This window comes from Pseudoalteromonas luteoviolacea (assembly GCF_021654285.1).
Lineage (GTDB): Bacteria > Pseudomonadota > Gammaproteobacteria > Enterobacterales > Alteromonadaceae > Pseudoalteromonas > Pseudoalteromonas luteoviolacea_J.
Genome location: NZ_JAKFZS010000013.1, coordinates 106987 through 120256, shown reverse-complemented (window position 1 = coordinate 120256; position 13270 = coordinate 106987). Strand labels below are relative to the sequence as shown.

The following is a 13270-nucleotide window of genomic DNA, read 5'->3' as shown; positions in this document are numbered from 1 at the left end:
AAAATCTTGATATAATCCGCAACTTTGAAATAGTCAGTGTTTACTCATGCAATTAAAATCAAATTGGCGGATCTTAACTGTCGGTGATGGGGATTTAAGCTTCTCCTACTCAATCAAGAAATACTTAAACCCAAAGCTTATTGTTGCAAGCATTTACGACAGTGAAGGTGATTTGCGCGCAAAATACCAAAACCATGCACTGGATAAACTGAGAAATACCGACACTCAAGTACTGACCGAGTTTGACGCAACAAGTAGCGCTTCTTGGGCACGGTTGGCAGGACAAACATTTGATATTGTTATCTTTCAATTTCCACTTATTCCTGCTTTTTCATCTCACGAAGCGTTCAAGCAAAGTGCGCTAAGTATCAATACCTTGAACAGAAGGCTGCTGAGGCACTTCTTAAATTACTCGCAATCAGTGGCATTAGATCCAACAGGACCAATGCTCAGTGTTATTACTTCAAAAGACGTTAAGCCATATTGCGAATGGAATTTAGAGGAAACGCTTCATAGAGGACTAAACATTGATTATCTCGGACAAACTGAGTTTTATATCAAGCAATTCCCTGAATATAAGGTCCGAAATGTCGATAGAGACAAACACGTCAAAGATACTCGTGGGATCAGTTATTTTTGGTCACCAAAACATCTTGATTGCTTAGCGTTGACGAAACCCGATTACCTCAAGCCATCTCATTGTGCAATGTGTCGTGTTGGGCCATTCCTAACAGAGCAAGATAGGCAAGCACACCTTAATTCAAAAAAACACAAGCAAATGTCAAAACATGAAGATGCATGGCAGGCATTTTTAAATCAGCCGCAGTGATGCGGCCCTTTCTAGACACGCAAAAAACACAACAAAGACACCTAAATAAAACAATATAAACACTGAAATTACATAAAAGTTCAAAGCCTATTCACCCAAAGAATAATGTATACAAAATGATTGAGAGATAGTCCGTAACCCTTTAGACTAGCGCCCTTCTCACATTGGTAGGTCAAATATGCAACTTTTTGATAAACGCTTTTTATATGCAATTGCATGCCTTTTACTCGCTATGATCACTATTCAGTCGGGCGCATCAATCGCAAAGCAACTTTTTCCTCATGTGGGACCAGAAGGGACCACTGCATATCGTCTAGGCTTTTCGGCATTGATACTATGCTTGATTTTTAAACCTTGGCGGAAATTACCGAAAAATTGGCGACCTGTTATTTTATATGGCCTATGTCTCGGCATTATGAACTTAACCTTTTATTATGCTATTGCTCGTATTCCCCTTGGAATTGGCGTGGCACTTGAGTTTACCGGGCCACTTGCTGTCGCGCTATTTTCTTCCAAACGCAAAAGAGACTACTTGTGGGTACTGCTGGCCATTGCAGGTATCATTTTGCTTTTACCAAATATGAACGAAGTCGATGGTCTTGACCCCATTGGCGTTCTACTTGCACTTGTCGCTGGTGCATGTTGGGCTGGGTATATCATTTTTGGCAAAAAAACAGGGGGCCAAAGCTCAGGTGGGATGGCTGTTGCTCTGGGAATGAGTATCGCGGCATTTGCAGTCGTTCCCTATGGCGTTATCTCTCAAGGAAGTGCATTGCTGGATTGGTCGCTGATCCCATTGGGGCTTGCCATTGGCATATTATCAAGCGCCTTGCCTTACAGTTTAGAAATGGTGGCACTACGAAACATGCCTGCACAAGGGTTTAGCATCATGATGAGCTTAGAGCCAGCTATCGCCGCATTGGCAGGGCTATTGATTTTGGGAGAGCTACTTTCATTCAGGCAATGGGTTGCCATCTTTTTAGTTATCGGGGCATCACTAGGCAGCTCGATAACCACCAAAGAGGATTAACATCAATTGCAGTTGGCCCTATTCAGGGCCTTTTTGCTAACCCCAAGGTGAAGGGTATTCAGACTCAGTTTCTTGCTCGCTGGGTAATTCAAAACGCAGCGCCTCAGGCACCTGATCCAACTCCTCAACTTCTGGCAAAGGTTCAAAATGCAGCTTCAACCACTGCTGTTGCTCATATAGCATGTGCAGTAAATCTTTATCATCGCTAAAGGTATGATCACTGTTGGGAAGCAACACAAGCCTTGCTGTTTTTCCAAGATCGTTCAACGCACTAAACATTCTTTCTGACTGCACTGGATAGCTGCCAACTTGACGATCTCGATAGCCATGCATCAATAAAACAGAGCTTTTCATGTTTTGAGCAAAATACAATGGAGAGTTTGCCAAATACTTATCTTGCTGAGCCCACAAACTCTGCGCTTCATCACCAAACATAAATGGCGCTAGTGTTAGATTATATGTGCCACTTCTGGCAATACCCGTAACGAACATGTCAGTTTGCGTTAGTAATTTCATGACATTCGTTGCTGCTAGTCCATGGCCACCGATAGCAATTTTACTTTTATCAGCGATACCTTGTGATACTAATGTATCAATGACTACTTTAGCAGCATCACGCAGTTGTTTATCTAATTGCTGACCCTGTAGCTTTGCGTTTAATACAGGCATATTTTTTAAATTTAAAACAGCATAGCCTTCATGAACAAATGGGACGCCATTCATTGCATTAAGCTCAGGAAATAAATACGGCGAGTCTATTTCTTGGTTGGCTTTATTTTGTTCACCATTATTAAGCCAAATCACCAATGGGATGCGCCCTAAGCTTGGGTCAAAACTATTAGGAAGATAAAAATCACCTTTAATCACTTTACCGGCACCCACTTTAAACTGCATTTCCTCTTTGCGGATCGGCTGCATGCTGGGATATGGATGGGCATGCTTTGTTAGCTGCTCCACAACATCAAATGTGAGATTCCGAGAAAAGTAATTCGTCGGATTGTCTTTGGACTCTTTGCGTGTCACAAACTGCATACCATCATCTGCCAACACAGCAATCACCTGCTCAAAATAGGGTGCGCTAGATTGCCAGATAGGCGTGATAAGATTGCCGCGAGCATCAAATCTTGCCAGGTAAGGTACATCCACACCATCTTGCCTTTTTGTGCCCTTTAAAAATAAATATCGTCCACCTGCCACTTTAACAACTGGAACGCCTAATTCATTTTTTGTCATGACAAGTTCGCGCTGTTCACCTGACCCCATCTCATCAAACAAGCTTAACCTGACTTTCGCGCGTTCTGGTGTCAAAGGAGAAAAAGAATAGTAGGATTTATTATCTTGATCAGATTCAATCACCATAAGCGCCAGTTGGTTATCGCCCCAAATGATTTCAGACACGCGCCCTTCCACGTCTGCATACAGTCTAGGATCGCGTCTAAACGGTGCTGAGATACTGTATAAGCTCTCATTGTCTTCATCTGGCTCTGACTGTGCCCAAACTAACGTAGCCCCTTTATCCGCACGCCATTGAAAGCCTCTTTTAAGTGTCGAGTCAACAAATGGCTGAGCCAGTATGTCTTGCTCAGAGAGTGTGCTTTTTGGGCGAAACACCTCGTACAAGGGCACGCCTCTCATACCCCAGATCTGCCAAACGCTGAAGCTTTGGTTATCAAAATCTTGTTCTGACATATCTGACAAATTTTGCACATCTATCATGGCCACGATTAAATTCGTGGAGTCTGGCGATGACTTAAACTCGCTAAAATACGCTGGCTGCCCAATTGCCACAGCTTTGCCATTTAAAGGAACTTTATACAACTGCCCTAGTGCAAACTGCATAAATTGAGACTGCTTCGCTGCACTGAATCCCTCGTTATCTACTTCTGCTATTTTGGCCGTTGAAGTCACGACCAATGGCCCTGTGTCCATATCTGATGTTACTTCATGAAGAACTTTGTTGTGTGACAGATTCACTCTAATATTTGCAATCAAGCCTGAGCCATCAGCAAGCCACTCAAACGGTTTTTTAATTGCGAAGCCGTTCAGCGCAAAGCTCGATAAGCTTTTTGGTTTACGGCGCTTAATATCATAAATCCACAGGTGCGCACTCGTCATGGTTTCAAGCACAAACGCGAGATATCGGCCATTTGCACTCCAAGTGGGGTGTACAATATTCCCTTGTGGAATGCCCGTAACATTTAACACTGCACCAGTATCGATGTGCTTAAAAGACAAAGATGAATATCTTGGCAAATCAGTATGCAAATTAGTGGCTGTATTGAAATGCACACCAAGAAGATTAGACGTTGACGTATTTGAATGGGCCTCTGTTTGCTCAGTAAGTAATGCCATCCAACTACCTTGTGAATTCACTAGGGCTTCTGGAACACTATGATGTTGTATCAACTCAGCCATCTCTGCTGAGGGTTGCTTGTAGGTAGATGCATCGGCGTACCCGATACCGCTTAACATACATGCGCTAACAAATAGAATTAATGCCCTGATAATTATCACTTATGTAGTCCTAGTCAAATAGCCACAACGGGACATCATATCTTTATTTTTGGTCCAGTGCAGTATTTTAGAGACATTTTACAGTCAAAAAGCTGTTTTTTAGACTATTGTTTTATACAGAAGCACCACAATTGAATTGTAAGTTGCAGAGTCGAAGTTGATAGGTTTAAACTATGCAACCGTCATCAGCACAATGTATGCGATCAGGCACTTATGAACAACGACAAAAAACCAGAAAAAATAACAATTTTTGATGTTGCCAAAGAAGCGCAAGTTTCCAAATCTACTGTTTCTCTCGTATTAACTCACTCCGACAAAGTAAGTGACAAAAGTAAAGAAAAAGTACTTAAAGCCATTGAGAAACTTGGCTATGTTTACAACCGAGATGCAGCGGCATTACGCAGCAAACGCTCTAATTTAGTGGCTGTAGTTATCAATGACTTAACCAACCCTTACTCGGCACAACTTGCTGTTGGTTTAGAAAAGCACATTTATGCTCTTGGTATGGTCCCGATGCTTGTTAATACTGGTGAAGACTTCAAACGCCAGCAACAAGTGGTCAACACACTAAAAGAATATAACGTCTCCGCTTTTGTTATGGTACCAGCGCCTGGCACGACTAAAGAGTGGGTAAATCAACTGGTATCAACTGGGTTTCCTGTCATCAATATCATGCGTGAAATACAATTTGCTGATGCGCCTTGTATTTTACCCGACAACCAAAAAGGCACCCATTTAGCCACAGGGCATTTGCTAGAAAAAGGGCTGACTTCTCTTGCCTTTTTAGGTGGTACCGACGATATATCAGATTATCATGAGCGTGTCAGTGGTTTTCGCTCAGCAATATCCGCACATGCTTCACCGATTAAGTCATATGAAATTAAAGCGCCGACCAACCGCCAAGGTGGCCGAGACGCATTTCACGAGATTATAAATCAAGTGCCTGATATTCAAGCTGTTGTCTGCTTCAGTGATGTCATCGCTTACGGTGTAATGGAAGCGATGCGAGAGCATGACTTAGTGCCTGGAAAAGATGTAAAAGTCATTGGTTTTGATGATCTTGCTGATTCGCGCCTTATGCGCCCAGCCCTTTCTTCAGTACGTATTGACGCCAATGACATCGGTAAAAGAACTTGCCAAGCACTGAGTGAGATCCTAAACAATTCACAACCGCCAGTCAGAACACTGGTTGATATATCCTTACAAATACGAGAATCATCTTCTTAAATGAATAAAGTTTTAGTTATTGGCTATGTATGGCCAGAGCCTAACTCGTCGGCTGCCGGCATGCATATGCTTTCTTTGCTTCAGTTTTTTACATCGCAAGGCTGGCAAGTTGAATTTGCAAGCCCTGCACAGCAAACAGACCATATGGTTGATTTATCAAACTATGGCATATCCAGTAAGCAAATTGCACTCAACTGCAGTAGTTTTGATAGCTATGTCGAGACGCTCGATCCTGATATCGTCATGTTTGACCGTTTTATGATGGAAGAGCAATTTGGCTGGCGCGTTGATAAGTTTGCGCCGCAAGCCCTCAAAATTTTGGACACTGAAGACTTGCAATGCCTAAGAGGTGCAAGACACGCCGCTGTAAAAGCAGGAGTTGATTTCCATCTAGACTCTCTATTGGATAGTGAGTTGGCGAAAAGAGAAATAGCCGCAATACTTCGCTGCGATTTATCCCTCATCGTCTCAGACTATGAATATGAGTTGTTACAATCAACTTTTAACATCAACCCTGCACTTTTGGTCCACCTACCGTTTTTAGTCGATCTGAATTCACTGCCTTGCGAGCTGCCAACATTTGAAGAACGCCAACACTTCATGACCATTGGTAACTTTCGCCATGCGCCTAATTGGGACTCTGTACTTTATTTGCAAAAGCTTTGGCCAGCAATTAAAAAGCGCCTACCTGACGCACAATTACATATTTATGGTTCTTACCCGCCTAAAAAAGCAACGGATTTAAACAACCCTAAAACTGGGTTTTTAATCAAAGGTTGGGCAGATGATGCATTAGAAGTAATGAAAAACAGTCGCGTCTGTTTATCCCCTATCAGATTTGGTGCAGGTATTAAGGGGAAATTTTTGGAAGCCATGTTAACTCAAACTCCCTGTGTTACCACTGAAGTTGGTGCAGAAGGCATGCATGGTGACTTACCTTGGCATGGCGCAATAGCAAGCAGTGATGAAGCCTTTATTGAGGCAGCTGTCTCGCTATACACAAATCAACAAGACTTTCATCAAGCACAAAATAATGGCCTTAAAATTCTACACAACAGGTATGACAAAAAAGAGTTAAGTTCCCGTTTAATAAACCAAATCACTGAACTCCAAAAAAATCTTGCACCTCATCGAACGCACAATTTCTTCGGGCAAATGCTCAAACACCATACACTGCGCAGCACACAATATATGTCTCAGTGGATAGAAGAAAAAAACGCAAATAAAATGCGTTGAAAATAAGGCAAAACTGGTTAGAATGCGCGGCGTAACTTATTATTAGCTTTATAGAAATGAGATAAGCGTAATGTCTTTACTGTTTCTTAGGCAGAGTACGCCGCGAGAATAGGTCTAATCAGGCATTTTTGGCCAAGTTTTTTTGCTTAGAGTATTCAAAATTACAACATAATTTAGCGGTATCATAAGTTACATAATTTGGGATTTAAGTGACCAACACTTAAGTTTATGGGCTTGCCCTCAACCTCTCAACTATTTAGGTATTGCACAGTTGAACTCAGCGACGTTTACCCAAAAGCGCAAGTTTATTGTTAAGCTTGGCAAAATGCTTCATCAATATGGCACCCCTGCTTTTCGTTTAGAAGCACATTTGATGGAAGTTGCCACTCACCTTGGTTTAAAGTCTTCATTTGTTATGTCTCCGACCTCTGTTACTTTTGTAATTTGGACTGATGGACATGAGGAAGAGTACACCCATGTAGCCAGAGTTGAACCGGGCGACCATGATTTAGGCTCACTTGCCAATACCGATGACGTCGTGAATAAAATGCTGGCTGGCGAGCTCACAATCGCTGAAGCTGATGAAAGCCTTGAGCAGATCCAAAACGCATGTTCCCCTTATTCAAGGTGGCAAATGGCACTTGCATTTGCAGTCTCTGGCGGTGCGTTTGCTATGCTAATGGGCTCAAGCTGGAGTGATGTGATCTGGTCAGGGATAATCTCAATCTTGGTATACCTATTTATCCTTTGGTCGGAGCACTCCAAGCGCGTTACGCATATGCTCGAACCTATGGTTGCCATTGCTTCCGCATTTGCAGCCTGTGCCGTCTCTGCATACCTCGACCCACAGCTCAATATTCGGTTAGTAGTGCTATCCGCAATCATTGTGTTTATTCCGGGATTGGCACTAGCACTGGGGTTTGCTGAGCTCTCTGCTCGTCACTTGGTATCGGGTACTGCTAGGGTTATGGACGCCTTTATGCTGTTATTCAAGCTATATTTTGGCGCCTTTTTAGGCATTAGTATTGGCTTTTACGTGTTTGGACAAGTTGATTTTGTTCAACCTGAGCCGCTGCCAAAGTGGACCGCTTGGTTAGCGGTATTTTTGCTGTGCGTTAGTCTTGTTGTTATATTCAAAACCAAATTAAAACATGTACCTTGGTGCATTACATCTGGGTTTATTGCTTATGCTGTTTCAGTCAGCGCAGCTATTTATTTTGATTATGCCTTAGGCACGTTTGCAGGTGCATTTGCCGTAGGTATTTTCAGTAATATTTTTAATCGCGTTGAGAACGCGCCAGCGTCAATCGTCACCATGAAAGGCTTAATTGTATTAGTCCCAGGCTCTAAAACATACATCGGCCTCAACTCCTTAATTGAAGGGCAGAGTTTTGTGATGGCAGATCATATTGGTCAACAGACCTTTTTAATCTTTATGTCGCTGGTCGCAGGCCTAATCTTTGCCAACGTGGCACTACCTCCTAAAAAGAGCTTGTAGCACGATTTAGCTCGATACAACCCTTTCTCTCATGAAGGGGTTGTCGTTTTATTTCAGTCATCTCAATTTACACACGCCTTAATGACAAATCTCATTGTCGAACTCCTTTTCTGCGCTCGAAGCACACCGGCTGCCTCCCATCAAGCATCACATTGCGCTCTGCTTTTAAGTCGTACATAACCCACTTTACACGTTTAACAGCTAGACACCTTAAATCGATATTAACAGCCTTACTAGGTAAGCAAACTAAAATTAACCGCGCATAGTTAACTTGCCAAAAGTCGCTTTAACCCTTGTGTAAAACGCAACTCAGAAAGTCGTGGCGACAAGCAGCCAATTTCTAATTCAGCCTAGACACCTCCCCTTTCAATATAATTAGTTGTGAATGTAAATAAATTCACACTTGAAAATTAAAAAATAAAATTACTTATTTAGCTAAAAAACAATGAGAAAACAAAATAATAAGCATAAAAATCATAAGCTAAGGAATATTTATAAGTATATATTTTATGTTTCACAACTAATCATATCCTTTCAAGATTTAACAAGCAGACATGTTGTTAAATTTCAACTGCACAAAGTTACATTTAAGTGATTACGTTCAAAAATTCATCCAAGGGGATTGGTATCATGTTCAACAATAAAAACAAGTTGTCGCTGGCAATAAGCTCAGCTTTAATGACTTCTACTTTGTATTTTTCACCTTATGCGTTTGCACAAAATGACAGCGCTGTTTCAAATCAAAAAGAAGTTGAAGTCATCCAAGTTCGAGGTATCCGTGGCAGTGTTGTTAAATCGCTCAATACCAAGCGTTATGCAGATGCAATCGTAGATGCAGTGACAGCAGAAGACATTGGTAAATTTCCTGACCAAAACGTCGCAGAATCACTTCAACGGATCACAGGGGTTTCCCTTACTAGAAGCTTTGGTGAAGGTGAGCGTGTAAGTATTCGAGGCACAAGTGAAAGCCAAAACCGAACATTGTTAAATGGACAAGCCGTCGGTTCAACGGACTGGTGGACTAACTCGGCTGCGAGTCGTGGTTTTAACTATACAATGCTGCCATCGGAGATTGTATCAGGTCTAGAGGTATATAAATCACCTGAGGCAGACATTGATGAAGGCTCCATCGGTGGCACAATCATTGTTAGAACAAGAAAACCGCTGGATTTAGAGGCGAACAAAATAGCTGGTTCATTGTTAGCCCAACACAGCGAAGTTTCTGGCGAAACGGATCCGCAAGCATCCATCATGTATAACTTTAAAAACGATGATGAAACATTTGGCGCACTTGTGTCGTTGATTAGACAAGAGCGAAATCTGCGCCGTGATGGTATTGAAGCTTGGAGCTGGACAGACAGAAACATCACCATGGCGGATGGTACCGTGCATGAAGATGTATACAGCCCGGGTGGCGGTGGCTCAGCAATGTTCTCTCAAGAACGTGTCAGAACAGGTATCACACTTGCACTGCAATATCGCCCTAGTGACGCGACAGATATTTCATTTAATGTATTAGATTCAACGCTGGATGCTGATAATGAAAACCAGAACTTTCTTTGGTTACCTGAACGTGGCGGCGCTCAATATACAGACATCACAATCATAGACCAAAATAAGGTCGGCAAAATGGTTGTTGGTGGCACCATGGGGTTATCTCCAGACGGTACAAACATCCTAAATGAAACAAAAGTCAGAAACTCAAAGCTCAAAACCAAAGCATATGACTTGAAAGTCGAGCACGAAGGCGAGCTCTGGCAATCCACTTATCAACTAGGTTATACCGAAGGCTCTGGTGGTTCACAAGCTGACCGCTCTGTAGGCTGGGTTGGTAACTACGTACATTCTTTTGATACATCACAGGTAGAAGATGTCAGAACGTCTTACGGTGCAGACCCGAAAGATGGCACAAAATGGAACCTCGGCTTTTTACGTTACGACAACAATGATGCAAAAGATGACGAAAGCTATTTCCAAGCTGACTTTAAACGCCCTATTGATGTTGCTGTATTCAGCGAAATAAAAATGGGCTTAAAATATCGTGATCACAGCCGTTTTAATACCAAAAACACCACAGATGCGCGCACTGACCTTAATTGGAGCTTAGCAGATTACTCCCTAGTTATGCCTAGCGACTACCTCTCCGGTTTGGGTTCATCTGGTACATTGCGATCTTATGCCATTACTGACTCAGATAGAGTTCGCCAAGATGGTGATGCCCTTAACTGGAACTATAGAGTTTTAAAAGCCAGTACTTTTGACATCAAAGAAAAAATACTAGCTGGTTATGTTAAAACAACCATAGATGCAGATGGCATGCGTGGTAACTTAGGTGTAAGACTTGTACACACCAAGCAAGAGTCTTCTGCATTTGCGGGGGCAACTGGTCTTGAAACGTGGACCACACAAGACAAAGACTATTTTGATGTACTACCAAGCATTAACCTCGCCGTTGACTTGAGTGATGATCTACTAATGCGCTTTAGTGCAGCGAGAGTAATGTCTCGTCCAGACTATGCCAGTATGACGGCTTCAACCTCGTATAACGTTGAAACTCAAACAGGCACAGGTGGTAACCCTGATATAGATCCATTCCGTGCAACACAGTTCGACACCGGTATTGAGTGGTATTTCAACGAAGCTGGCTTATTCTCGGCGGTATTTTTCTATAAGGATATTCAATCATTCTTAGACAGTACGCCAGCATTAGAGATACATGAAAATACCCCAATTAGGATCAGTCGCCCTTCAAATGGTCGCGCTGGTCGAATTCAAGGCTTAGAGTTTGGCTATCAACAAGAGTTACTTGAAGGTATTGGTATCTCTGCCAACTACACCTATGTGGACGGTGAAGCCAAAGATAAAGATGGCAACGACGTGACTATTCCTGGTAACTCTGAGCACACAGTCAATCTAAGTGCATACTATGAAAACGACTCGCTCAGCGGCCGTATTTCATATAACCACCGCTCAGGCTATGACTCAGGTAATGATTGGCCTGGTTACATTGACGCCTACGGTCAAATTGATGCAAACCTAACTTATAACATCAATGAAAACTTAGCCGTCGTCTTAGAAGCTATCAATTTAACCGATGAACATACATTTAGCTATCAAGAGGAAGGTGTTGAGCAGGCACTTACTGGTGTCTATGCAGATGGTAGACGCTTCGTAGCTGGTGTTCGATTTAACTTTTAAATAAAAAAGCAGGCTTGTAAAAAGCTAAGCGCTGGCACAAGTTCTGTACCTTGTTCGTTGTAAACACAGCGGCATATGGCAAGGAAAGCCTCTCCCTGCCCAGGAGATTTAAGCTGAAGCCTACTAATGTAGGCCTTCAGCTTTTCTTTTTAAACACCTTGTACTATGAGATATGGTAATTGTTTGTAAAAGCTGTAGAATCGGTCATTTAGGTACATAAATTAATATAGTAAATACGTAACATAACGCCTGATGTAGGTTGGGTAATTATCACAAGGTGCCACTTTAATCAGCATGAAGCATGTCAGGCCTATTGAACTAATCATATTAATTTTGGCGCTGTTCTCAACAAGCAGTCGTGCGGATCTTTTTACTGCAACACACTATTACCAACAACAAAACTACGTTAAAGCCTATAACGAATTTTATCAACTGGCCCAACTCGGTAACGGCGACGCCATTTATAACTTAGCCGTAATGTCACTCCATGGCCAAGGCACTGAAAAAAACCTATCAATTTCTCATGCTTGGTTTGCAATCGCTGCCGAATACGGCATTGCAGAGGCACTCAAAACAGCGCATCTAATTTCATCTCAGTACGCAGACAAACAGGTGCTAGAGCAAGTCCTGCAACATCGAAAAAGCCAATTTGGCTATCAATACTTAAGTGAAAAGTACCAGCCAGATTTCAGCAAAACAAGTACACAGTCTCCCTCATTGGAGAGAACATTTGATAAGCAACCTGATTATCCAGAGCAAGCCGCAAGACAAGGGATAGAAGGCTGGGTTTGGCTTGAATTTGATATTGATACAACCGGCGTTGTTAAAAACATCATCGTTATTGATGATTACCCTAAAAATATCTTCGCTTCATCTTTAATTAATGCGGTTAAAGTTTGGCGCTATAAGCCCGGAAAAGCTAAAAAGAATCATTCGCTTATTTATCACTTCACAACCTATAAGGGTAAAGAATACAAGCGGACTTTGGCGTTTCAGCAGCAAGATTATAAAGCTCAGATCAGGCGTCATATTGATGCAGCCGAGCAAGGTAACGCGCTTGTACAGTATTATATCGCAAACTGGTTAAGCTCTAATCAATACAACGCCAGTCGATTACTGAAATACCACTGGCGAGACGATAATGACTACTTAACTATACTGCTTGCCGCTGCAAAAAATAACTTGCCTATTGCGCAATACAAGCTCGCCGTTGAGCTACTTACTAACTCACATGACAAAGCACAGTTTGATGTGGCGTTAAATTGGCTAAAACGCAGTGCCCTGCATTTTTCTCCAGCCCAATACAAATTAGCCACTTTGTACAGTGATAAACATAGCCAATTGTTTGCCCCCTTTGAGGCAACTAAATGGTTTAAACGCTCAGCACCTCACGATAAAAGAGCGGCAAAAGCGCTGAGTTTGCATTTATATAAACACCCAAGTGATGGAGAAAGCCTAACTCAGTGGCTCGAGATGGCACTCGAGCAAGATGAAAGTGACCCTGAGTTACTTTTATTACAAGCAAAACTCACCCAAAGCACTGACACAACAAAGTCGATTGAAATAGCTCAAAACGCATTTAAACAAGCACAAAAAAGGCAATGGGATACAAGTCAGATTGAACAGTTCCTTGATCAACTATAGGCTGTAGACGCTTAAATTTGAAACTGCGTTTTGCGCACAGGGTTGAGCTTTATCTAACTGGTAGTAAGCTGCGAACTTGAGAAATGCACATTAA

The 13270-nt window shown here is 42.2% G+C and carries 8 protein-coding genes; 7 read left to right on the top strand and 1 reads right to left on the bottom strand.

The annotated features are described in order from the left end of the window. Positions 1–46: 46 nt before the first annotated feature. Both L1077_RS14135 and L1077_RS14130 read left to right on the top strand, forming a co-directional pair. Positions 47–829: a class I SAM-dependent methyltransferase gene (locus L1077_RS14135; RefSeq protein WP_237137426.1), complete on the top strand. Its 783-nt coding sequence runs from the start codon at positions 47–49 to the stop codon at positions 827–829. Between the two features lie 178 nt (positions 830–1007). Then, the gene (locus L1077_RS14130; protein ID WP_237137425.1) at positions 1008–1859 is read left to right on the top strand and encodes an EamA family transporter; all 852 of its coding nucleotides are present in this window, start codon (positions 1008–1010) and stop codon (positions 1857–1859) included. Between the two features lie 36 nt (positions 1860–1895). Here L1077_RS14130 and L1077_RS27605 read toward each other — a convergent pair whose 3' ends face one another. Beyond that, on the bottom strand, positions 1896–4373 hold the full coding sequence (locus L1077_RS27605; protein WP_237137424.1) for a S9 family peptidase: 2478 nt from the start codon (positions 4371–4373) through the stop codon (positions 1896–1898). Between the two features lie 213 nt (positions 4374–4586). Here L1077_RS27605 and L1077_RS14120 point away from each other — a divergent pair, with 213 nt between their 5' ends. The 5 genes from L1077_RS14120 (at position 4587) to L1077_RS14100 (ending at position 13176) form a co-directional block, all read left to right on the top strand. Beyond that, positions 4587–5600: a LacI family DNA-binding transcriptional regulator gene (locus tag L1077_RS14120; protein WP_237137423.1), complete on the top strand. Its 1014-nt coding sequence runs from the start codon at positions 4587–4589 to the stop codon at positions 5598–5600. Next, a complete protein-coding gene (locus L1077_RS14115; protein ID WP_237137422.1) occupies positions 5601–6836 on the top strand; it encodes a glycosyltransferase in 1236 nt (411 codons plus the stop codon). A 271-nt stretch (positions 6837–7107) separates the two neighbouring features. Beyond that, positions 7108–8334 carry a threonine/serine ThrE exporter family protein gene (locus L1077_RS14110; RefSeq protein WP_237137421.1) on the top strand — a complete coding sequence of 409 codons (1227 nt, stop codon included), beginning with the start codon at positions 7108–7110 and terminating at the stop codon, positions 8332–8334. A gap of 630 nt (positions 8335–8964) precedes the next feature. Next, the gene (locus L1077_RS14105; RefSeq protein WP_237137420.1) at positions 8965–11532 is read left to right on the top strand and encodes a TonB-dependent receptor; all 2568 of its coding nucleotides are present in this window, start codon (positions 8965–8967) and stop codon (positions 11530–11532) included. Positions 11533–11826: 294 nt separating this feature from the next. Then, positions 11827–13176 (top strand): TonB family protein, encoded by a 1350-nt coding sequence (locus L1077_RS14100; RefSeq protein ID WP_237137419.1) that lies wholly within the window; start codon positions 11827–11829, stop codon positions 13174–13176. Positions 13177–13270 lie beyond the last annotated feature (94 nt).